The following is a 23,380-nucleotide window of genomic DNA, read 5'->3' as shown; positions in this document are numbered from 1 at the left end:
GTTCATTTCCCCCTCTCTGATCTTTTTATTTTTAGTGGAGATTTCCATCCTCATTAAGAATCTTAAGGAGCTCAATGATCGAATATGAAGCTCGTGTAATTCCCATGCTGCGCCTGTCAGTATCCGTGCCTGCTACATAGAGGTTCTGGATGGGAGTTCGGATATCTGCGAACTTTCCGTTAATTGTGACTGCGGCTTTTTCGGGAATCAATGTTTGTTCATGCTGCATATCGATATGTTTCTCAATATTTGGAAGAGCACGAAAAATAGTGCCATAGGCTTTTTTGAGTTCAGATTCTTCACTATTGTTTTCGTCGATCACGAAGGAAAAGCCTATAAGCTGTTTGTCTTTGGGAGCAAGTGAAGGGTCGTAATTACTGATGGGCGTTGCCCAGTAAGCAAAATCCTTAAACCAAATCTCTGAGCCTGTATAATTAAATTCCGGAAGCTCTTTTTTCATGCCAAGCCATATAGTCAGACTTTTGCTATGGACAATTCCATTGAGATCTTTAACATACTCCGTGGGAAGATCCTTTATCAATTGAGAAAGATCTGTTGCAAACCCCGTGTAAATTACGAGGTCAGAGGTATAAATCTCGTCGGCTTCCACGCCTGATACCTTTCCTTCCTGCACAAGGATGGATTTAACCTCACATTCCTTTTTGATTTCAACACTTTCAGGGAGAGATCTGAGGGTGGCATTGAGTAGGGCTTTTAATCCTTTTCTGGGGTATCCCTGAGAGTGATTTACATCATTTGTTGCAAGCCTTTCCAGAGATGTAAACGGCTGGGTGACTCTGGTCATTCTTGCCTGAAGAGACGCATGGAGATGATACGGAAGGATTGAGGCAAGAATTGACTCCGCAGAAGGACGTTTTTTTGACTCCAGTTTCCCTATCATGGAATCAAACTGTTCCTGGGTAATACTATCCCTGACAAAACTACTGCCTGAAAGTACACGCTGAGCCGAGGTCTCTTTCATAGACTTTCCAGAAAGGGAAATGGACATTGTGTCCACAAAATCGTAGGTATCCTTTGAAAGGTTTTTTGGCAGGAAATCATACACTGATTGGTCTGAGAGGTCTATGCCGAATGAGGAAAGGGTAAAAGCCTTTGTAAGGGTCTGAGAAAGCATAAGCCTGTCCTTTCTCGGAAGTACGTCAAAAGTCACGAAATCTTTCAGATTGGAAGGAACTTTGACAAAAGCGTTTTCAGTCCTAATGTAGTAATGCCCATAGTCCTCAAATACAGGCAGAAAATCAAAGTAGTTATCCATCAACATCTTCAGAGGCCCTTCAATCAGATGAGTAATTGCGTGTACTCCTGTGTCTACCTGATAGCCGTCTACCATGTAGCTGTTGCAGTTCCCACCCAGATGCTGCCTTTTCTCAAGAACAAGGACCTTTTTCCCATGCTTTGAAAGCGTCAGCGCCGCCAGAAGCCCGCTTATACCTGCCCCGACAACAATTACATCGTATTTTTTCATTTCCAAAACTACCTCTATTTTTTCCAGTGAATTAATTTTTCATTCAATGCAACTATTTGTAAATGTTCTATTTGTAAATGTTACTACTCTTTAGTTTCTATTTTTTTAACAGTACCAGACATCCCCAGAAACGAATAGAAGTACATAAATTAAAATAGTAGCAAAAAGTAAGGGTGTGTGACCCTTATGGATTCACTAGTGAAGGATATATTTTTTATGGCAGGATGTGCCTCTTTTTTTCTATTCCTGCTCCTGTTTCTTAATCTTTACAAAAGCAGGTTACTCTCCCATTCTCTGAAATTGTGCAGCTGGATCTGCGGGATGGCGATCATTTCGGACAGCCCCTGGGTTAAGATGTTTGTACTTCATCTTGTATTCTCCATCCGGCTCCTGATGTACCTTGCTATTATTTCCCTCGAACAGGTTGATAAGCTGACTGCCTGGGGCATTTTGAGGCGTTACGCATCAGGCACCAGATTTGTCCTGTCTGAATACATTTTTGCTTTCCTTCAATCCTCAGAAAAGTTTGAAAGGTTTATTCTCAGCTCTAATCCCAGGCAGATAGATACAAAAGATCAGGATCCAGGGAAATAAACTCTTCAAATTCAACCCTTTTATAAATCTTTTAATCTTTTTTAAATCCGTAATCCAGCTTTCTCATAGATCCCAATTTTTTGGAGAAATTATGGATTTTTGCTTTTTGTCTATCTGGCAGGTTTTCGGATTTTACGAAATTCTCCCTTATTTTTGTCAAAATAGTAACTAACGGCTGGATAATTTCGGTCCTGACTGCAATTTTAAATTCTAGCTTATAATTATTGGCTCTTTCCAGATGAATGATGACGTTGTATATTTTATATAGCTGGAGAATATATTTTGTCCGGGTGATTTGTCATCCACAGGTCCTTATGCCGGGAAACTTCAGGCAACGGATCCCCTTATATTAGAGCTGGGGAGGGTGCGGGAATGAATATAACATTTATTGGTATGGCAGGAGCGGGAAAAAGTACTATTGGCAGAGCACTTGCAAAGAGACTTGACTATACTTTTATCGATGTTGATAGATTGATCACGGAAAAAACCGGAATGCCACTTCAGTCCCTGATTGATAAACATGGAGACCCCGCTCTGATCAGGTTTGAAGAAGAAGCAATTCTCAGGCTCGGACAGGTGGACAGGTGCATTATTTCCCCTGGCGGAAGTGTGGTTTATTCCGAAAAGGCCATGGAACACTTAAAAAGTATGTCAAAAATAATCTTTCTGGACGTTCCTTTCAGGAACATTATGAAAAGGCTTTTCAATGCAAGAAAAAGAGGTATAGTAGGACTCAGGGACAGAAGCCTGAAGGACCTTTTTGAAGAGAGGATAGTCCTGTACCAGAAATATGCTGATTTTTCAATAAAACTCCAAGGGAAGGAGAATATTCCGGGTCTTGTTGAAACTATTATTGAGCTCTGTTTTAAAGAAGATGCCTGATATTTGTACCGGACTTAAATTTGTTTATTTTAAGTCTCAAGCTGAAATTTTAAAAATTTGCACTTTTTTGATTTAGCTTTTTTCGATTCGTATTAGATTCATATCATCTTGAACTTCCTTTAAGAACGGTTTACTTTAAGAATGGTTTACTTTAAGAACGGTTTACTTTAAGAACGGTTTACTTTATTAGCTATTAAGTCTTCAATCTGAACAAAATCTTTCAGTTCAGTCTTCAATAAGCATCGGCCTACAGAAAAAGGTCCGAGCAGCAGGAGATATATAATGGCATCAAGTCGTTTCATTATTACGGTTATAGGCAGCGATAGGGTAGGGATTGTTGCCAGGATCACTACTGTGATGGCGGATTTCAACGTAAACATTGTCGATATCAGTCAGACTATTATGCAGGGAATCTTCACTATGATTATGCTTGCAGAAGCTCCACAGGATAATTTTGACCTTGCGGCTTTTCAGGAATCCATGGGTGCCGAAGGAAAGAACCTTGGAGTCGAGGTCAAGGTACAGCACGAAGACGTCTTTCGCTTCATGCACAGGGTCTGATCGAAAGAACAGGAGGATTTTCATGCTTATAAACCCGAATGAAATCCTGGAAACAATCCAGATGGTCAGGATGGAACATCTGGACATCAGGACCGTGACAATGGGAATCAGCCTCAGGGACTGCAGCCATCCTGATATTGAAGTTTTCAATGAAAATATTTACGAAAAAATAACTGCCCGTGCAAAAGAGCTAGTTCGCACAACGAATGAAATCCAGAGCCTTTACGGAATTCCCATAATCAATAAACGAATTTCAGTAACTCCGATAGCCATAGCAGCCGAAAGTTGCAGGTCTCCTAATTTTGTTTCCGTTGCAAAAACTATGGATGAAGCTGCAAAAGAATCCGACGTGGATTTTATAGGAGGCTTCAGCGCCCTTGTCCATAAAGGCGCAACTTCAGGCGACCTGAAGCTTATAAATTCGATTCCTGAAGCCCTTGCAGGCACGGAAAAGGTCTGCTCGTCGGTAAATGTTGCTACCACAAGAGCTGGAATTAACATGGATGCCGTCGGCCTGATGGGCGAGGTCATCAAAAGGACTGCAGGACTGACTGCTGATAGGGATGGAGTAGGCTGTGCCAAACTTGTGGTCTTTGCAAATGCCCCGGAAGATAATCCCTTTATGGCAGGAGCCTTCCATGGAATAGGTGAGCCCGAATGCGTTATCAACGTTGGCGTTAGCGGGCCCGGTGTTGTGAATGCTGCTATCCGCGAACTTGAAAACCCGAATCTCACTGAAATTTCGGAGACTGTAAAAAAGACAGCTTTCAAAATAACCCGTATGGGAGAAATGGTAGGAAGAGAAGTTTCACGGAGAGTTGGAGTCGAATTCGGGATACTTGACCTTTCTCTGGCTCCGACTCCGGAAATCGGGGATAGTGTTGCTGCAATTCTGGAGGCAATGGGGCTTGAGCGCTGTGGAACCCACGGCACGACCGCAGCCCTTGCCCTCCTGAATGATGCAGTGAAAAAAGGCGGGGCAATGGCTTCATCCTCAGTAGGCGGCCTGAGCGGGGCTTTTATTCCTGTCAGTGAGGACGCAGGCATGATCAGGGCCGTTAAAGACGGAGCTCTCAGCCTGGAAAAGCTTGAAGCCATGACCAGTGTCTGCTCAGTCGGCCTTGATATGATCGCAGTGCCTGGAGATACGCCTGCCTCCACCCTTTCTGCAATCATAGCTGACGAGATGGCAATAGGAGTAATTAACAAAAAAACTACTGCAGTCAGGATCATCCCCGCGCCTGGTAAAAGAGTTGGAGACTCAGTGGAATTCGGCGGGCTGCTTGGAAGTGCCCCTATTATGCCGGTAAGCAACTTCAGTTCGGAAGTTTTTATAAAGCGGGGAGGAAGAATTCCGGCTCCGATCCAGTCCCTGACAAACTGAAATCAATCTCTATTTTATTTTTATAAGTCAGGGCTCTTGATAGGGTTTTCAACCCTATTTAATTTTGATTATTCTCTCTTTCAATAAATTGAATATATTTCTCGTTACTCTTAATTATCTATCTACATAGAACATCCTTATTTTTATTTTATTTTTTTATTTCGTTATCTACCCAGAGCGTTCTCATCATTTCCCTTATTTCTTCTATCTTTTTTATATTAGCTTCATCATTTATTATATCAAGCTCGTTGAAGGACTCAAGGGCGACCTTAGTTGCTATTGAGGCGTCGTTAAGGTATCTGTTTCCTGCATTGCTCATGATGGTCTGGAGGGCAGAAGCTGCCTGAAAAACCGCGTTTTCCATATATTCTTCCTCAGCGTTTTTTCTAATTTCTTCAATAGATGTTGCAATACTTCTTACCGTATTTTGGAGGTTTTCTTGCATGGCTGCCACAGCCATCTCTTCGAACATCAGTTCTACTCCCACTGCAGCCTCTTCGAGACTTTTCTGAGCCGTAAGTTTTCCCATATCTCCAAGACATGAGATACATATTGCAGCATTTTCCGAAATATCAGGGAATCTTATCCTTGCAACTGCTTTTCCGATTTCTCCAAGCCCTATGACAACTGCGATTGTTTCTCTTTCCCTGTTAAGGAGGGCTGCAGTATTCCCGCTTTTCCCAAGCACTGATGCTGCAAGTTTGGCTACCATTTCCAGGTGCTGTTCGGCAGCCGTTTTTCCTATAGCTCCAAATGACAGTAGCACTCTGACAGTCGTACCCTGCATATTCTGCTCTATGGAACACTGCAGTACCTTCTCAAGAGCCCGGATAGCATTGACCGCTGCGTTCTCCATCCCCTTAAGTGCAGCAGCCTTTCCGATTTCCTTTATGAAAACCACCATTTTTTCAGCTTCTGGCCCTCTTTTTTTGTTGAGGTAGCCTGTGCATATTTCTGTCAGAAAATTGAGGGCCTGGTTCACTCCTTCGTCGGACCTATCATTAATAGAATTAAACCCTAAATTTACCATTTTGTCTTCTTCCTTTGAAAACATGGCATGAGACTCCTTTTCGGGACTATTCTTTTTATATTAGACTCGCGAGCACTTTAAAATAGGTTTTTCTCAAAGATTCTTTTATTTCCGTCAATCCCCGTCCCTACTTATTTTTCAGATACTTTTTTCAGATACCTTGATTTATGGTTTCCTTGATTCAAATATTTTCATGTAATCATGTGAGTTTTCAGACGAATTAATAAGCCATCAAATTGATAAATCCGTTAGAAAAGATCCTAGTACTGGGATTCCAAAGTAAGTTCATAAAACTTGACTTTTTAATAGATCCGAAGATCACGGATTTTTCCAGGAAATAAGGAGTTGATTTTGGAATCGAAGCACTAGATTTCACCTTAAATATCCGTCTAATTTAATAATACATGCCCTTAAATCCAGGCTAACATTTTTGAGAAATATCCGTAAGCGGCTCAGGGCATTAAGGTTAAATTATTAATTCGCATTATCCGCAGGCTACAAAGAAGGTAGAAGGCGATTTATCTGATGCAAGAAAGGAATATACGGTTTCAGCAATCCCGATACTCTCAGGTAGAAAAGGACTCATTCAGGTGTGAGCTTATAAGTTTTAATGGTGTTTTGCGGCTTTCCAAAATTCTTGCCCGAAAAATCAAAGCTTCTGGCTATACTCCTGACCTGATTGTCGCTATAGGAAGGGGAGGCTATGTTCCTGGAAGGCTGGTTTCCGACTTTTTGCTCTTCAATGACCTTACCTCAATGAAGATCGAGCATTACACAAGAGCTGCAGATATGAGGAAAGAGGCAAGGATAAAGTTCCCCATTTCTGCGGATATAAAAGGAAAAAAAGTGTTAATTGTTGATGATGTGACCGACACCGGTGAGACACTCAGTCTTGCAGTGGACTACGTCCGGAGCCTGAATCCGGCAAATGTCAGGACTGCAGTGCTCCAGCACAAGATCTGCTCTCCTTTCCTGCCTGATTTTTATTCCCGGAAAATTCTTAAATGGCGCTGGATTATTTATCCCTGGGCCCGGTATGAAGATCTTGCTGGATTTGCAGAAAAAATCATCCTGGATAGGGCCCTTGATCTCTCCCAGATTACAGTCGAATTTAAGGACAGGTATGAGCTGGCTATCAAGAAGACAGAGCTTCTCGAGATTCTGGACGACCTGACTGAAAGGGGAGAGATTGAAAGCATAGAGGGAAATATACCGACATGGCGGGTTTTGAGAAATAATGTACAACCTAATAAGGAGCAAGATTTCTAATTACATTACCGCTTCAGTGACCAGTTCCATGTTTCCCTTTGAAAATACTCTGGATACCCGAACTTTCCAGTTCCCGTCTGAATTTTCGTTATCTGCCTGGATCAGGTTATAACACTGCGTGGTTTTGCCTCTGGTTTTGGAAGAGCATAGTGTGCCTGCATTTACTACAAGCATATTGTTGAGGTTCCAGACCCAGGGAATATGACAGTGTCCGCAAAGGACAAGGTTCACCTTACAGCGGTTCAGAAGTTCGAGGACATCTCCTGCATCTACAAGGACATTATTTTCCCTGCCAGCCAGAGGGATAGGGACAAGGTGGTGGTGCAGAGCAAAGACCTTGAAATTCTCTCCGGAAAAGGCTTCTTTGATCCAGCCGTAGTTTTCCCTGCCTATGTGGCCTTCGTTAATGTCCGGTTGCGAAGAGTCAGCCCCGACAACTGTAACATCCATAAAGCTCTGAGAAGAAAACCGATTCTCGAAAAGGTCTTCAAAGTGCAAATAGCCGGCATTTTTCGAATCATGGTTGCCCGGGACAAGGACTTTGTTTTCGCATTTGATCCTGTCAATAAACCGTTTTACTCCATCATATTCGGCTGAAAACCCGTTTTCTGTCAGGTCGCCTGTAATCACCACAAGATCCGGTTCCAGCAGGTTTATGCTGTCCACCATGGAATCTGCGATTTCAGGAATAAAATACGCATCTGAATAATGAATATCTGATAGATGTACAATCTGTATAATTTTTACTTCCTCTTTTCTATGAATTTTATAATATAAATCTTATTAGTTATGTTCAGTGCACAGGAGTTCTGTCCCATTATATATATGTATCTTCTAAATTTACATACTTTTAGATATCTAATTATAATTCGTTAAAAAAGAAGGTTTACATCTCAAAACCCTTTTAATCGCTATAAATATTTATCTAATATTTATTCATGATAATATCCATAAAAATTACAAATTATGATTTATTCAGCATATTTCAGTTCCAGTTTTCAGGAGTGGCCACCGAATGCGCGGCGAAATTTTATCTCTATAAATACAGAAATTATAGCAATTATTCCGATCCAAAAAAACATTACTTGCCCTTCAAGCTCTTACTCGTTGAAAAGTTCAAAAGAAATCAGAAACCTGGAAAAGTAAAAACAAGGTAACTTACCCATAAACTAGTCCGCTTGATAAAGGAGAAAAGCACTTTTTTAATGCCATAAATTAGTCCTCTTGAGCGAGCGAAGCGAGTGAAAAGGACAGCGTACTCCCGAGGCGCAATTCGGGTGGTGCAACAAATACATTAATAATGAGTTATGACTATTCACCTACGTTTCAGCTTCATCCTTACATTTTCATTTAATTTAGTCCCAATTAAGGTGAATTTATGTCTTTAGCAAATCTCAGAACACATTATACAGCCGATGTCGAGCCTGAAAAAGTTGATAACGGTCAGAAAATCACTCTTGCAGGTTGGGTCCATGAGGTCAGGGACCTCGGAGGGATCTGTTTCGTGGTGCTCCGGGACCGGGAAGGAAAAGCCCAGGTCACACTTGTAAAGAAAAAAATTGATAAAGACCTGTTCAATGCTGCAAGAAGGCTTGTCCGTGAGTCCGTAATCACAGTAACGGGCAATGTAAAATTCGAAGAGAAAGCTCCAAACGGATATGAGTTGCTTCCTGAAGAGATCAATATTCTGAATGTTGCAGGCTCTCCATTGCCAATGGACACTACAGGAAAGGTGGACGCCGAACTGGACACTAGGCTTGACTCCCGCTTTATCGACCTCAGGCGAGCCGAGACAACTGCGGTTTTCAAAATAAGGCACGAGGTTCTCCAGGCTATCAGGGAATACTTTGTAAAACACAAATTTCTCGAAACAGCAACTCCAAAAGTCGTGGCAACCGCAACCGAAGGTGGAACCGCACTTTTTCCGATCACCTATTTTGACAGGGAAGCTTTTTTGAACCAGAGCCCCCAGCTCTTCAAGCAGATCCTTATGAGCGGCGGTTTTGACAGGGTATTTGAAATCGGCCCGATTTTCAGGGCAGAAGAACATGATACTCGCAGGCATCTGAACGAAGCAACTTCTATCGACGTTGAGGTCAGCTTTGCCGACCATTTCGATGTAATGGAAATTCTCGAAAACCTTGTGGCTTACGCCTATACCCAGGTTATCGAAAACTGTAAGTCTTCTCTTGAAGTTCTCGGCGTTGAACTGAATATCCCAAAAACTCCTTTCCTTAAGCTCACCTATAATGAAGTAATAGAAATCATAAACGCCCGCTCGGAAGAAAAAATGCACTGGGGAGACGATCTTGGCACTCTAGGAGAGCATACTGTGGGCGATTATGTCTACGAGACCACAGGAGAATCCCACTACTTCATTATTGACTGGCCAACTGAGATTAAACCTTTCTATGCCATGCCTTATGAAGACAGGCCTGAATTCAGCAAATCTTTCGACATGATGCACCGCACAATGGAACTTTCCTCAGGAGCCCAGCGTATTCATATTCCTTCTCTGCTTAAGAGTCGGATAGAATCACAGGGTATGGATCCCGACGGCTTTGAGTTCTACCTGAAGGCTTTCGAATACGGGATGCCTCCACATGCCGGCTGGGGTATGGGCTGTGAACGTTTTGTCATGACCATGCTCGGGACTGACAATATCAGGGATACCGTGCTCTTCCCCAGGGATAGGAGAAGACTTTCTCCCTGAAATCCCAATTTTTTAAATTTTGAATGTTTTTTCCAATTTCAGACCTTATGATTCTGTTTTGAGGATTCGGACCGGAAGGGGACATAGCATGACAGAAAGAAATAAATCCGCTGATTCCGCGGAAAAACGTGCAGCAGGCATTGCTGCATCCCGGGCTGTAGAACCGGGGATGGTGGTAGGGCTTGGAACGGGCTCAACAGTTGCATACGCCATAAGGGAACTCGGCAGGCGGGTCAGGGAAGAAGGGCTTGAAATCCTGGGTGTTGTCACCTCATATCAGTCCGAAATGCTTGCTATAGAAGCCGGCATCCCGCTGACCACCCTTGCCCAGCATCCGGAATTGGATATTGCTATTGATGGGGCTGACCAGATAGATTCAAATCTGTATGCAATCAAAGGAGGGGGAGCTGCCCATACTCGGGAAAAGATCGTATCGATATCAGCAAAACGTTTTCTGGTTGTAGCTGACGAATCAAAAACGAGCTTGCAGCTTGATAAAGCCGTGCCAGTCGAGGTTCTTCCTTTCGCAAAAGAACTTGTGACCAAAAAGATACGAAACCTTGGAGGAAAGCCAGAACTGAGACTTGCTCTGCGAAAAGACGGACCTGTGATAACCGATAACGGAAACTTCATACTTGATTCGAGTTTCTGTGTAATAAATGACCCTGAAAGTCTTGCCCTCAAACTTTCTACAATTCCTGGGGTTATTGAGCACGGAATTTTTTCCAATGTGGATGAGCTCTATATTGGGAAAAAAGATGGATCAGTGGAGATCGTCAAGAAATAACAGTTCAAAATTGTTGCTGAATTAGATATAACCATAAGGTGATCAGACGTTCTAGAATTATTGAGGAGAAAAACACTTCAGGGGAAAGTATAGCAGATAACTAACTGCTTTTTCGGTTTTATTTCCGAATCTGATGCGGAAACAGAATTTAATCCTTCAGAATCGACATATACCCGGTATGTTTTTATAGAAGTATTATCAGTAATTTCCTGATCAAATACTGCTTTAGATAAGGCAATTAACGAAATCACGTTTTCAGGCTGATATCGGGCTAAAAGTGACTGTAAGCCAAAAACAACTTCAAATTATCCGGTAAAAGTTCTTCGATACATATATCATATTTTAAGGAGGCTTTGGTTTAGATGGAAAAAGGTGGCCAGCCAATCATAATAATAGATCCTCGGAAAGAGGAGACAAAAGGAAAAGAAGCGCTCAGTATGAATATTGCGGCCGCAAAAGCAGTGGCCAGCATAGTCAAAAGTACGCTCGGACCAAGAGGAATGGACAAGATGCTTGTCAATCCTATTGGGGATATCACAATCACAAACGATGGTGCTACCATCTTACATGACATGTCCATCGAGCACCCGGCAGCCAAGATGGTAGTTGAGGTTGCACAGTCGCTTGAAAACTCGGCAGGCGACGGTACTACAAGCGCTGTTGTGTTCACAGGTACTCTGCTGGAAAAGGCAGAAAACCTTATTGACAGTGGGGTTCACCCTACAGTTATTATTAAAGGATACAGACTTGCAGCCGATAAGGCTGTTGAACTTTTCGAGAACCTTGCAGTCTCAACTGGCGAGGACGAAAAGAAGATGCTTATAGAAGTTGCCAGAACCTCTATTACGGGCAAGGCTTCCGAAAAATACAACCGTTTGATTGCTGAACTTTGCGTGGATGCTGTTCTTGCTATCAGCGAGAGGGGAATAGCGGACCTTAAAAACATCATCATTACAAACGATATCGGCGGCAAGATTGAAGATACAGAGTTCGTCGAGGGAATCGTAATCGATAAGGTTGCCCTGGATAAAGAATTCCCTCTCAGGATTCAGAACCCTAATATCGCTCTGATCGATACGCCCATGGAAGTCGCCAAGACTGCAAACAAAGCAAAACTTCAGATCACCACTGTAGGAGAGATTGAGAGTTTTGTAAAGCAGGAGGAGGCAGCCCTCTTCGAAATGGCTGACTACATTATCAGGGCAGGTGCAAATGCTGTCTTCTGTTCCAAGGGCATGGATGACAAAATCGCAGCCTACCTGCAGAGCAGGGGAATTTATGCCACTCGCAGGGTTAAGAGTGAGGACATGCAGCACCTTGCAGACGCCACAGGCGGAAGGCCTGTCCGGAATATCAGGGAACTGACTGATAAAGAACTCGGGCATGCAGGGCTCCTTGAACAGGACCGGGATGGCGACCAGGGTAAAACCTACCTCAGAGATTGCAAGGGTGCAAAATCCGTATCAATTGTCATTCGCGGCGGAACCGAACACGTTGTTGACAACGTGGAACGTGCAATTGATGATGCCCTCAAGGTAGTGAAATGTGTGGTAGAAGACGGCAAGGTTGTTGCAGGCGGCGGGGCTTCGGAGATCGAAGTTGCACTCGAACTTCGCTCATATGCTTCCAGCATAGGCGGGCGTGAGCAGATGGCAATCAGAGCTTTTGCAGATGCCCTTGACGAAATCCCGAGAACAATTGCCCGAAATGGAGGTCTTGACACTATTAACTCTATAGTGAACCTCAGGGCAAAACATGCAGAAAACAAAAACGCAGGCTTAAACATCAACACAGGCGCTGCAGAAGACATGTTTGAGAAAGGTATAGTTGATCCTCTCAGGGTTAAGGTCAACTCTATCAAAGCAGGTTCCGAAGCTGCGGTAATGGTGCTCCGTGTGGACGATATACTCCGTGCACAGAGTTCCTCCATGCCGGACGTCAAACCCGAGCACATGGCAAGTACCTACGATGGCATGTCAGCCCCTCAGCTTAACATGCGCAGGTAAACCTGAGCTTTTAGAAAATTAGATCATACATTTGAAAAAGGAAAACTGCAGGTTCTATTCTGCAGCTCAAGTTGCACTTGCAGAGTTGCGGCTCTGCAGTGCGCTGTCCGTTTCGGTCGAGTTCCGGCTCGACGATGCATTACCCGTTTCACTCGCTTATTTATAGAGGAATATATAACGCAAGTTCTTCTGGATGTAATGGTGCGAAAGCAAGGTGGAACTCGCTGAAGGCTTTGAGAAAAAGAGCAGGCATTCCTGAAAACGGATTCCGAGCTGAAGACTTTGCGAAGTATGGATAAAAGCCTACTTCAAATTTCGGGACTGTATTAGATTTCTCCGTAAAACCGCTGATAGTCTTCGATTGCCTTTTTGGCCTGGGCAGGAAATTCTTTTTTCAGGTATTCGATAAATTCATCCCTTGATTGAGTTTCCTTGAGGATTTCAAGCATATGGGTGGTAAATTTTCTTGATTTCACATTCCCTTTCTGAAGCTCAAAAGAAAGGCAGAGGGCTTCCCTGGAAAAATTCTTTTTCCGGACCCAGGGAGAAACCGAGCCAAGTAGCACTCCTTCTTTCAGGATGCTATACGCAGGCACTCCTATTAGTTCAAGCCTGTTCTTCCCTGCGAGTTTTTCAAGGTTTTCCCTGGAATAGGAATGAAGTTCGATGTAAGTTTCAGGTTTTAACTCTTCAATTGCTTTGAGGATTTTTTTGCCTGTTCCTGAATAGTAATTCGGATTCAGGGTTGAGACGTACTTTCCGCGGTCTACAAGCGGGATCAAGGCCAGAGTACCGGTTTTAGGAGGCTTGATATTCTTCAGGATTTCAGTTGTATCTTTCCATTCCTCCCCATGCAGACCCGCAACAAAGAGGCGGACTGGCCTTCCACTGCCGTAAATCTTCATCCCGAGACCTGCGTACGTATCTGTGCATTCATGCCTGTCAGGAAGGGAACCTTCTATTCCATCAGCGTTCATCCGTTTCGATACCTCTGAACTCTTCCTCTCCGGTCGGCTCTTTCTCTTCGGACCGCTCTTTCTCTTTGGGCAGGAGCTTTCTTGCTACCACATAAATTTCCTGTTTTTCCGATTTAATAACCTGCTGAATTTCAAGTCCCAGGTTCTCTATTCTGTTCAGGATGGGCTTAGGATTTTTCTTTTTTTGAATTTTGATTACTTGAAGCAGTTTTCCCCCTTCTTTCAGCAGGGGTAGCACTCTAGAAAGAGCCTTAATGGAGTTTTCAGGTTCCATTGTCATGTCCGAAAGAATAACATCGACTGGATCTTCTGAAAGTATATTCAGCGGTACGGTAAAGGCGTCTCCGAACATTACCTCAACGTTTTCCCTCTCATATACGATTTTTCCAAGTTCGCTCCTGAAGTCCCGGCTGAATTCTATACCTTTTACATGGCCTGCAATCTCTGACGCAAAAAGGAGAAATCCACCCGCGCTGGACCCAAGGTCAAGAACCCTGTCTCCTGGTTTAAGAATGCCGCTTTCCTTTTGAACAAGCTGGAGTTTGAAATAACCCTGGGGCTGGTCCAGGCCCTCAGCGACTTCAATTACATCATCGGTAGACACGTCCTTCGAGGCTTTTGTTACCGCCGTGCCATTGACCTTAACATTTCCGGCAAGAATGGCAGTTTTGGCTCGCCCCCTTGACTTGAAATGTCCCATCTCTACAAGGTATGCATCCAGTCTCATGGGGCATTGTATCCGCAGAGCCTGTATATATAGGTTGCAAGTCGAGGTTCTGTAAAGGGAACAGGGAAAACTGTATTTCGAAATTAAGTACAGTTTTAATATATATCGTAAATAAATAGATATATTTTTAAATGACAATTTTATTTATTTTTTATTGAGATTTATATTCAGTTCTTTATTTTAAATACTACAAGGTATTTTGAATGAATAAAGTGCTGTTTATAATTTACATGATTTGTGAGAATCTACTTTATTATCGTCTACCTGATTGACCTCTCTTACTTACGCTTCAGGCATGATCCTTATCTGTAAATCTGGTGAGACAGTGTATAAAAAAATTCTTAAAAATTTCACATCGTTATTTCCCCTATGGGCAGTAATTTTGTCTGCTATCGCATATGTTTATCCTGAATACTTCGCCCCACATCAAGGTCTTATTGTACCATTTTTAAGCCTGATTATGCTCGGGATGGGAGTTACTCTCTCGGTGGACAGCTTCCTTGAAGTGTTAAAAAGGCCTTCTGTTATTTTTCTGGGCACTGTAATGAAGTATACCATTATGCCCCTTTCCGCATGGCTAGTCTGTCTGGTTCTAAGACTACCTGCCGATCTTATGACAGGTGTTATCCTGCTGGGCTGTTGTCCTGGAGGCACGGCTTCCAATGTAATCTGTTATCTTGCAAAAGGGGATGTGGCTCTTTCAATAGTCCTTACTTCGGTTTCCACCTTGCTGGCTTTTCTGGCAACTCCGTTCCTTACATGGGTCTTTATAGGGCAGACTGTGGAAGTCGATGTTATGGGCATGCTCATAAGTGTTGTAAATGTAGTAATCGTGCCTGTAGTGCTAGGGCTTGCAATCAGTTATTTCTTTGAAAAACAGATAAGAGCGGTCAGAGATATTTTTCCGGCAATTTCAGCTGCTGCCATAGTTATAATTATCGCTGTGATTATAGGGACAAATAGTGCGAATCTCAAACAGAGCGGTTCGTTAGTCCTGCTTGCGGTAATACTGCATAATGGGCTTGGCCTCGCAGGGGGCTACTTGGTTGCAAAGGCTCTGAAACTCAGTGAAACAGAAGCACGGACTCTGGCAATTGCTACAGGAATGCAAAACTCCGGCCTGAGTGTTGCCCTTGCAATAAAACACTTTACTGCTGTTGCAGCACTTCCGGGTGCAATTTTCAGCATATGGCACAACCTTTCAGGAGCTTTCCTTGCGGGGCACTGGTCAAAAACAGGTGTATCCGATATCGATAAAAAGGAGAAAAGTGAGGTGCCCGCAAAAGTGGGCATCTACAGTAAAAAGTTGGGGTGAAATCTTTCCGGATTTCACCAAAAATAACTGAATTTTGGAACAGAATCTAATAAATTAGTATCTTATTATGCTGTAAATTTGATTTAACTCACCAAAGTATCATACTTGATCGGTTTTCAGCATTATAACATCATATAACGAAAATAATTTGAATTCGGCTGCAGCATTTCTGACATATTCATCAGATTCCTCGCGGATTTCTGCGTATTTTGAGAGCATTTCCTGATTACCTTCGCCTTCTGCAAGTTTTCCGTACATCCAGACAAGCCAGTCAGCTTCACTGGAGTCTTTATTTTCGAGATATGCAGCTTCTATTTGCGGGAGAAGTTTCTCAACTAACCGCTTGTGCTTTCCACCCTCAAGTTCAAAGGACTCATCAAATTTATCGCACATTTCTTTAAGGTTTTCTATTGTCATATCTATCACCAATATGATTTGAAGGGAATTAAAACATAAATTTTTATTGTATATACCTTTCGCTATTTCTTTCTTCTATGGTGACTATCACTCCATGAAACTATATTTTGACATATAATATTCCATCAGAAAGAATCTCAAATCAGAAATAATAAAGGATAGTACTGGTTAATAAGGTAAAAGAGAAACCTATTAATTAATCCTGAAAATGTTGACAAGCTGGTGTCCTGGTAATTTAATTCTTGAGTATATTCTTTGGTAGCTTTACTGTGACTGCTAGCTTCAGGCTGTTTTTAGGAGAATTTTCACGCAATAAATGGTCTTACTTTCAGCAACTTACTTAAAATTAAAGTGCTCATTTCAAACATATTAATTGGCTTTAAATGCTCCTTTTTCACCTTTTTACTCCATTCTCCTATTCATATTCAGGTTATTATTTTCACTCTATATTCCGGTTTTGTACTTATTGCAGCATCTCTTATTTCGGATTTCTTGGCATGCGGACTGAATGCGGGGTTGCTAAGAGGAAAGTACAGATATTATTCGGTTTTTCAAAAATTAAGGCTTCCGGAGAGTATGCTTTTACGCTCCAGATCAAGATAGCTAAAGATTCAAAACCGGAGAAAATAAGAAAAATAAATAAAAAAAGGTTACCTTGCACTCATGTCAGGCTGCATTATCCCGAATATATTTTTTTCTGTGTCCAGGCAATATGCAAGCCAGCCGATGCCAGGTATCGGACCCTTTTCCATAGTCACTTTGCCGCCATGCTCCTGTATCTTTTCTAGGTATCCATCGATATTCGGGACATCTATTGTGCAGACATAGGTGGTTATCGGAGTGTCTATTCCCCGCTCTCCTCCCTGCCTTTTCATCAAGCCGCCGTTGATCCCCGGCTCTTCCTGGTTACCGGTTGTTATGTTCCAGTACTCCATTGGACCTTCCCATTTCTCTATCTTCCAGCCGAATACATCCTCGTAGAACTTTTTTGCTCTTGCAACATCTTCTGCATGGATCTCAAAATGGATTACTCTTGGTGTGATAACTACCCCCTTATTATATAATTTGGCTGGCATTTTATATATTAATTTAGGCTTGCTTCTTTAGACATTTAATTTTCTCAATTGGATGGGTATAAAGAGATCAGGTAATCAGAGAATCAAGGCCTTTTTGCCCTGTAGTTCAAAAGGTAGCTCTTTTTCCTTTTGTGCTGGCGATGCCGAAGGTTTATGGATTAAATCAGGTCTCAGCGGTCTTTCTTGAACAAACGATACTTTTCGCTATACAGCTATCGTCGATAGGTTGTGCTCTTCTATATAAAATGTATATAGAAAATATCTTTTTAGGTATCGTAGGATTTTTATAGGAGGTTACAAAATTTTATAACTTATTAAAGCATTTTAAAAAAAGCAATGAATCACACAATATCGTATAGTGTTCCAGATACGGTATATTCTTCGGCTCTTACCGCTTTTGGAATCCCTGTAATCGATATTATAATTTTTATTATTTTTATAATATGCATATATATTTTATATTTACTTTATAAGAGATTTAGGAAATAACATGTCTCCCACATTATTAATCGAAAGTTTACAGCATTTGGGATTTCCTGAAATATACACAATGATTTTAATTATTTTTATTTTATATTTATTTTATAAAAAAATTAAAAAATAATGTTAGCCTGCGCAATTTTTCCAAACTATATGCTCTAATTAACACCTCAGGCTGAATAGTTTGTAATTTTAAGTCCAATAAAAGCAAACCTCAATTCTACCTTTGAATTTTTTACATTCTCTTTTTTCAAGTCTCAAAAGCACCAGGCCTTCTATTTTCAAGACAATTCAAAAAATTTAACCACACAAATAAACAAACTATTAATAAAAGTTTAAAATAGTATTTCGAAAAGAAGGTATATTGCCCTGCGAGATGCTCTGGGTAAGCACAATGTCAGGGCCAGGAAGAAGCGTAAGCGCCGCAGAGGCTGCAATAAAATAGATTAGCTGCGGCTGTTCTATCAAATTTCTCACTTTTCCTTTTATATACCATTGTTCAAAAAAATTAATTAGATCTCCTGTAATAAAGGATTTCTGCAGAACATTCGCGTATTATTGGATTTCCTGCTTAAGAATCTCATAAAATCTCTCCTTTGCCTCTCTTTCAATCCACGGCTTGTGCCCGCATTTTTGCATTAAAATGAACCTGAAGTCTTTCAAAATCCCTGAAAGAGGCTTCCTGACTCCTTCAAAGGGATGTGGGTCGTAATTTCCATGAACTGCAACTACCTGGCAGCAGATGTTTTTTCCGAGTTCAAGAAGTTTTCCGCTGGTTCTCAACTTACTGGCTTCTTCCCACACGCCTTTGAAAATCTTGTAGTTACACTCAAGCAGCTCATCTTCCTGGAGAAGAGAGGCATATGTGTCTGATTTCGACATCAACTTTCCAAAATTGCACAGGGCTTTGTCCCTGTTTTTAGCTGAGAGGTTGTTCAGAGTTTCAGTCAGGCGAAGAAGGCTTTCCAAATCTTCTTTTCCGAGCCGACTTATCCGGGTTTTCATTATGTTTGCGGCATACTTTTCTTCGTAGGGACCGCTTCCGATTATAATTAGTTTTTTTACGAACTGAGGGTAGCGGGCTGTAAAGATGAAGCTGAGCATTGCACCCCAGGAAAAACCAATTAATGTTACCGGCAGGTCGGCATGTTCTTCCAGCACTGCTTTCAGTTCCAGAACCTGGCCTTCAAGGGTTGTTTTAGTCTGGAAGGGTTCAAGAACTCCCCGACCGGAGGCGAGTTCCCTGGCAACGGGGGCCATTTCACCGGGGGCGCCGGGCCCTCCATGGATAACGGCTACAGTAAAGGGCAGGTTTCCGTATTTTCTCAGACTTTCCATGCTTATACAGGGTTTAAGCTTTTTTAAAGCAAATAGGTTTTCAAATTTATTGATTTTCATCTTTATATCCGTAACCCTTATATACAACTCAATTCTTTCGATAATCGTTCAGCTTAGTTACATATGTAACCATTTATCTGACTAATAACCAATTAAATTACCACCCAATGATTGAACCCATTTTCCACAGAAGTCCACAAAAATGCCACCGATTTTCTCAATATGGCAGTAGCTTAAAAAATAATCTCCTTTATAATGAATAATAGTACAAATCGGCAAATAAATTCTACATATGTGGACATCTGCGGAATGTCTTATTAAAAACAAAATCGGGTTTTGCTATGGTTTTTCAACAAAAAAGAAATGATAATATAAATAATTCTAATGAAAATTCAAAAAGAAATTTGAAAGGAGCCGTCCCATTACTGGCTCTTCTGACAGCTTTTCCTGCACTATCCACGGATATGATCCTGCCCGCAATTCCATCTCTTGCCAAAACCTGGAATCAGCCTCTATCCGTCATGAACCTGACCCTGGTCTGTTTCTTTGTTACCTATGGTTTTTTCCTTCTTTTTTACGGTCCCGTTTCTGACAGGTTTGGCCGTCGCCGCCCACTCCTTTTCGGGCTTGCGGTATACATAGTGGCAAGCCTGCTCTGTGCCTTTGCATCCAGTGCTTCCATGCTGATTGGTTTGCGCATACTGCAGGCTGCAGGAGCTGCTGCCAGTTCATCTATCTCTATGGCTATGACCAAAGATATTTTCTCCGGACAGGAGCGAGAAAGGATTCTGGCTTACATAGCGGTTATAATGGCTCTCGCCCCTATGCTTGGTCCGGTCCTTGGCGGCTGGGTCCTTGCAAATTTCTCCTGGCCCTGGATCTTCTTCATTCAGGCAGTTATGGGCTTAATAGGGATGATCCGGGTTCTCCACTTTCCGGAAACGCTCCCCCAGGTATCCGATACTCCTCTTTCAAGAGTAATGCACACCTACGGCAGGCTGCTGCTCAACCCTTCTTACATAGTCATGGTCCTTGTCATGTCAACAAGCCTTTTCCCCCTGTACAGTTTCATTGCAGGTTCTTCTGACATCTACATTAACGGGTTTGGCATGACTGAGCAGAAATACAGCTACTTCTTTGCCTTCAACGCCATGGCTCTGATGGTCGGTTCCTTCGCCTGCCTCCGGTTGACAGGAAGTATCAGTTCAAGGCATCTGATAACGGTTGGATTTGTGGGAATTTTCCTGGGAGGAATTTTTCTTCTTCTCACCGGACAGCACGGCCCCTGGAGCTTTGCGCTCCCGATGTTCCTAATCACATTTTCCCTGGGTCTGAGCCGCCCTCCGAGCAACAACCTTGTACTTGAGCAGGTCGACCGGGATACAGGCTCAGCTTCTTCTTTGCTGATATTCAGTTACTTTACTCTCGGGGCTGTTGGTATGTGGTTTATCTCCCTTGAATGGGCGGATAAGATTCCTGTGCTCGGGGCAATTGCTCTCGGCTGCGGAGCTCTGGTTCTGGGCGCATGGGTCGTTTTGCAGCGAAAGGGTATAGGAGGTGTCGCTTGAATTTTTATAGGGCAGCCTTGCAAAAACTTCAATAGAACAACTTCAAAATAGAACAGGTTCTGATGTGTCGGATATCTGAAAAAGGAATTCTAGTGTTGTTTTTCGGTTTGCTTGTGGAGGGGCCTGGAGGGTTAAGAACCTCTCCCCGGATTTTCCACAATAACTCTATTTACAGATATTATGTTGCATATACATTTATAGTCAGGTTACATACAACCCTTACATTTGGAACAATCACCGCAGGTTGTTGCTTCCGTATAGTCACCGCCTGTAATTTTGAATGTACATTCAGATATCCTGTAGTCGGTTGTTTTAGTACCATCATCAATGATTACAGTATCATCACCAAAGAGTAATTTAATCGGCACTTTTTCATATTCCTCCATCAAGCCCGGTTTTAGTTTTGGGAAGATGACTTTCTTTTCACCATTGCTTTTTTTGGCCATAATGATATCAAAGGTAGCAAGACAAGTTAATCTACCGTTTATGTCAAAGCCCAGGGAGTTTTTATCCGCATCGATACCCACTGCATTCGTATCATATGCATTTATCGAACCAATAGGAGTCTCAACGTTGACTGGGGCTGCCGGTTCTACGGATTCTATGCTGCCATCTTCAAAAAGCTTAAATCCTGCTCGGATGAGGATTTTTCCTGCCGGGGTATCAATTGTGATTCTTTCGGTAGGCCATAAAATCAGGCTCCTGACTTTTCCGTTCGGATAAAAGCGCAAACCGATTATCTTTGCACTGAAGTTGCCAAAAGGAAATGTAAAATCATATTTTTGCGCCAGAGCACCTTCTTCTTCTTCCGACCAAAAACCGCTGATTTGCCCGTTTAAAGGGAATAAACTATTGATCGAGCTATTTTCAAAAAAAGTAACCAGTTCTGCGGGAAATATTCCTATTGAGGTGCTTATTTCAGTTTGCTGCTCTAAATAAATACTTTTAATTTTCCCGCTTTTATGGAAAGACAAAATATTTAACTGCTTTGTTCTAACTCCGGGATTTCCATACTGCGGAACAAAATCGCCGTATTTTGTGCTAATCAAATTATAATCTTTAAGCTTACATTCCTTCAGTTCTCCACCATCATATGTGGTAAAGCTCGTTATCCCTTTGATTCCGCTTGTTTCAACAGTTAACATATGCACCATCCATTATTAAAGAATGAACCTGACTTCTTTCCTTTGCCAGGATATCAAAGCCTTAATTCTGTTGCGCGTCCAACCGGCTTTCATCGTAAGTACAGCTTCAAGGCTCCGTTGTCGCAGTATTTTTGTTGGACGCTTACTCATATATACTACCTTGGCTAAAGGAGCACAGAATCCTTTTTCCTATTTATTATTATATATAGTTATTCCTAACCCGTGCCATCAAATATTCAGCAAGAAGGTATTTTCTACCATTCTAACTATGAAGAGAATTCCAAGTTTACGGTTTTTCATATTTGAGGACGAACATGAAGCAGGTACCGGACCTGGAAGCTTTGCCCTGCCCCTGTTGTTACTTTTTCCCTGGATCCGAGCCGGCCGCCGGACAATAACTTTGTGTTAGAACAGGTGGCTAGAGATACAGGTTCAGTTTTTCCCTGCTGATCTTCAGTGATTTTACCCCCGGAGCTGTGGAAATTGGCTATCTCTCTGGAATGGGTAGATAAGATCCCTGTGCTCGGGCAATTACTCTGGGCTGCGAAGCTGTGGTTCTCTCGGCATGGTTTATTTTGCAGAGGAAAGAGCTCATAAAAACTGCTAAACCCTTAGACAGTATCCTGGAATACTCGATAAGAACAGAATAACTAATTAGACAAAGTAATCGAAAAAACTCAAGCGTGTAAACAAAACCGAATTGAATACTATCTGGAAAATATTTATTTGCCAGTGTATTTTTTTGTTTATTTTGTGGGGTTACGAAGCTAGCACTCCTGATTGACTTCTAATTACAGAAACCGGCTTTATGGCTCCTTTTTTGATATATCTGATTTTATCGTTTTAATTCTATATCTTTACAGCTTTTTGTCGCTTTACAAACCTGGCTCCCATTTCAAACGCTTTCTCACAGTCCTGCGGGAACACTTCTTTTCGCCTGTTTGCCTTTTCCCCGGGGTCAAACGCAACATACTTTGAATAATCATCGAACTGGTATGTATCGGTACTGTACAGCGATTCGGAATATCCGAAGATTCTCGTTGCAATAGTTTCATTTAATTCAATTGTTTTCTTGAGCCCAAACATATCGAAGTTTTCTTCCTTTACCCCCATTGTGTAGATGAATCCAACAGGGATATTTTTCGGATAGAGCGAGGGTAAGTCAGTAGAGTAAACGAGAAAAGGAAATACATAGCGTTCCATGAACGACCTCATCTCGCCCGTAGAATTTCCTAGATAAATTGGGGATCCGAGTATAACTGCATCAGCGTCTTTCAGCTTATCAAGCACAGGTGACAGCTCATCCTTCATTGCACACTTTCCATAGCTTTTTCCCCCCTTTAATTTGCAGGCAAAACAACTTGTGCAGCCTTTAAAGTTGAGGTCATAAAGGTGGATTATTTCTGTTTCTGCACCCTCGGAGGCTGCGCCTTCAAGAGCTTTCTCCAGCAGGGTCGCTGTATTCCATTTCTTTCGAGGACTTCCGTTTATCGCTATCATTTTCATGATTTTTACCTCGTACTTTCAACTTCTTTTATACTTATATTCTCAATGTGGGTACCTGAGTTTTCTCTATGCGATCACTATGGTTATAGGTTTCATTATGGTTATAGGACTTACGCACT

Annotated in this window: 20 protein-coding genes; 10 read left to right on the top strand and 10 right to left on the bottom strand. The window is 42.1% G+C overall.

The features are described 5' to 3' along the window. Positions 1 to 31 precede the first annotated feature (31 nt). Positions 32 to 1,486 carry a phytoene desaturase family protein gene (locus RG963_RS02275; RefSeq protein WP_396654684.1) on the bottom strand — a complete coding sequence of 485 codons (1,455 nt, stop codon included), beginning with the start codon at positions 1,484 to 1,486 and terminating at the stop codon, positions 32 to 34. A 186-nt stretch (positions 1,487 to 1,672) separates the two neighbouring features. Here RG963_RS02275 and RG963_RS02270 point away from each other — a divergent pair, with 186 nt between their 5' ends. From RG963_RS02270 to RG963_RS02255, 4 genes are all read left to right on the top strand, one after another. After that, positions 1,673 to 2,080 carry a hypothetical protein gene (locus RG963_RS02270; RefSeq protein WP_310574655.1) on the top strand — a complete coding sequence of 136 codons (408 nt, stop codon included), beginning with the start codon at positions 1,673 to 1,675 and terminating at the stop codon, positions 2,078 to 2,080. Positions 2,081 to 2,452: 372 nt separating this feature from the next. Continuing rightward, positions 2,453 to 2,962, top strand: coding sequence for a shikimate kinase (locus RG963_RS02265; protein WP_310574654.1), 510 nt, complete (start codon positions 2,453 to 2,455; stop codon positions 2,960 to 2,962). 282 nt (positions 2,963 to 3,244) lie between these two features. Then, complete coding sequence (locus RG963_RS02260; protein ID WP_310574653.1) at positions 3,245 to 3,523, top strand: ACT domain-containing protein; 279 nt, start codon at positions 3,245 to 3,247, stop codon at positions 3,521 to 3,523. A 22-nt stretch (positions 3,524 to 3,545) separates the two neighbouring features. Beyond that, positions 3,546 to 4,907, top strand: a complete 1,362-nt coding sequence (locus RG963_RS02255) for a PFL family protein (RefSeq protein WP_310574652.1) — start codon at positions 3,546 to 3,548, stop codon at positions 4,905 to 4,907. A gap of 148 nt (positions 4,908 to 5,055) precedes the next feature. Here RG963_RS02255 and RG963_RS02250 read toward each other — a convergent pair whose 3' ends face one another. Next, entirely contained in the window at positions 5,056 to 5,961 is a 906-nt protein-coding gene (locus RG963_RS02250) for a hypothetical protein (RefSeq protein WP_310574651.1), read from the bottom strand. A gap of 594 nt (positions 5,962 to 6,555) precedes the next feature. Here RG963_RS02250 and RG963_RS02245 point away from each other — a divergent pair. After that, positions 6,556 to 7,206, top strand: a complete 651-nt coding sequence (locus RG963_RS02245) for a phosphoribosyltransferase (protein WP_310574650.1) — start codon at positions 6,556 to 6,558, stop codon at positions 7,204 to 7,206. Here RG963_RS02245 and RG963_RS02240 read toward each other — a convergent pair whose 3' ends face one another. Continuing rightward, on the bottom strand, positions 7,207 to 7,896 hold the full coding sequence (locus tag RG963_RS02240) for a metallophosphoesterase family protein (protein WP_396654683.1): 690 nt from the start codon (positions 7,894 to 7,896) through the stop codon (positions 7,207 to 7,209). It abuts the gene before it with no gap. Positions 7,897 to 8,584: 688 nt separating this feature from the next. Between RG963_RS02240 and aspS the strand changes: the two genes are divergently transcribed. From aspS to thsA, 3 genes are all read left to right on the top strand, one after another. After that, complete coding sequence (gene aspS, locus RG963_RS02235; protein WP_310574649.1) at positions 8,585 to 9,919, top strand: aspartate--tRNA(Asn) ligase; 1,335 nt, start codon at positions 8,585 to 8,587, stop codon at positions 9,917 to 9,919. Between the two features lie 88 nt (positions 9,920 to 10,007). Next, a complete protein-coding gene (gene rpiA / locus RG963_RS02230; RefSeq protein ID WP_310574648.1) occupies positions 10,008 to 10,706 on the top strand; it encodes a ribose 5-phosphate isomerase A in 699 nt (232 codons plus the stop codon). Positions 10,707 to 11,068: 362 nt separating this feature from the next. Beyond that, positions 11,069 to 12,712: a thermosome subunit alpha gene (gene thsA / locus RG963_RS02225; protein WP_310574647.1), complete on the top strand. Its 1,644-nt coding sequence runs from the start codon at positions 11,069 to 11,071 to the stop codon at positions 12,710 to 12,712. 326 nt (positions 12,713 to 13,038) lie between these two features. Here thsA and RG963_RS02220 read toward each other — a convergent pair whose 3' ends face one another. Next, the gene (locus tag RG963_RS02220; protein ID WP_310574646.1) at positions 13,039 to 13,689 is read right to left on the bottom strand and encodes a DUF2119 domain-containing protein; all 651 of its coding nucleotides are present in this window, start codon (positions 13,687 to 13,689) and stop codon (positions 13,039 to 13,041) included. Then, positions 13,679 to 14,416, bottom strand: coding sequence for a S4 domain-containing protein (locus RG963_RS02215; protein ID WP_310574645.1), 738 nt, complete (start codon positions 14,414 to 14,416; stop codon positions 13,679 to 13,681). The genes RG963_RS02220 and RG963_RS02215 overlap by 11 nt, the downstream gene beginning before the upstream one ends. Positions 14,417 to 14,753: 337 nt before the next feature. Between RG963_RS02215 and RG963_RS02210 the strand changes: the two genes are divergently transcribed. Continuing rightward, positions 14,754 to 15,731: a bile acid:sodium symporter family protein gene (locus RG963_RS02210; protein WP_310574688.1), complete on the top strand. Its 978-nt coding sequence runs from the start codon at positions 14,754 to 14,756 to the stop codon at positions 15,729 to 15,731. Positions 15,732 to 15,830: 99 nt separating this feature from the next. On the opposite strand, the gene RG963_RS02205 is transcribed toward RG963_RS02210, so the two are convergent. The 3 genes from RG963_RS02205 to RG963_RS02195 all read right to left on the bottom strand — a co-directional run bounded on the left by RG963_RS02205 (position 15,831) and on the right by RG963_RS02195 (position 19,042). Next, complete coding sequence (locus RG963_RS02205; protein ID WP_310574644.1) at positions 15,831 to 16,148, bottom strand: hypothetical protein; 318 nt, start codon at positions 16,146 to 16,148, stop codon at positions 15,831 to 15,833. Between the two features lie 650 nt (positions 16,149 to 16,798). Further along, entirely contained in the window at positions 16,799 to 17,224 is a 426-nt protein-coding gene (locus tag RG963_RS02200) for a VOC family protein (protein ID WP_310574643.1), read from the bottom strand. A 1,035-nt stretch (positions 17,225 to 18,259) separates the two neighbouring features. Then, on the bottom strand, positions 18,260 to 19,042 hold the full coding sequence (locus RG963_RS02195; protein WP_310574642.1) for an alpha/beta hydrolase: 783 nt from the start codon (positions 19,040 to 19,042) through the stop codon (positions 18,260 to 18,262). 341 nt (positions 19,043 to 19,383) lie between these two features. Between RG963_RS02195 and RG963_RS02190 the strand changes: the two genes are divergently transcribed. Beyond that, positions 19,384 to 20,610, top strand: a complete 1,227-nt coding sequence (locus RG963_RS02190; RefSeq protein WP_310574641.1) for a multidrug effflux MFS transporter — start codon at positions 19,384 to 19,386, stop codon at positions 20,608 to 20,610. A 206-nt stretch (positions 20,611 to 20,816) separates the two neighbouring features. On the opposite strand, the gene RG963_RS02185 is transcribed toward RG963_RS02190, so the two are convergent. Then, on the bottom strand, positions 20,817 to 21,659 hold the full coding sequence (locus RG963_RS02185) for a hypothetical protein (RefSeq protein ID WP_310574640.1): 843 nt from the start codon (positions 21,657 to 21,659) through the stop codon (positions 20,817 to 20,819). A 945-nt stretch (positions 21,660 to 22,604) separates the two neighbouring features. Beyond that, on the bottom strand, positions 22,605 to 23,261 hold the full coding sequence (locus RG963_RS02180) for a flavodoxin family protein (RefSeq protein ID WP_310574639.1): 657 nt from the start codon (positions 23,259 to 23,261) through the stop codon (positions 22,605 to 22,607). Positions 23,262 to 23,380: the final 119 nt, after the last annotated feature.

The organism is Methanosarcina baikalica, assembly GCF_031461075.1.
Lineage (GTDB): Archaea > Halobacteriota > Methanosarcinia > Methanosarcinales > Methanosarcinaceae > Methanosarcina > Methanosarcina baikalica.
The sequence above is the reverse complement of the archived record's forward strand: the minus strand, read 5'-3'. Positions and strand labels throughout refer to the sequence as shown.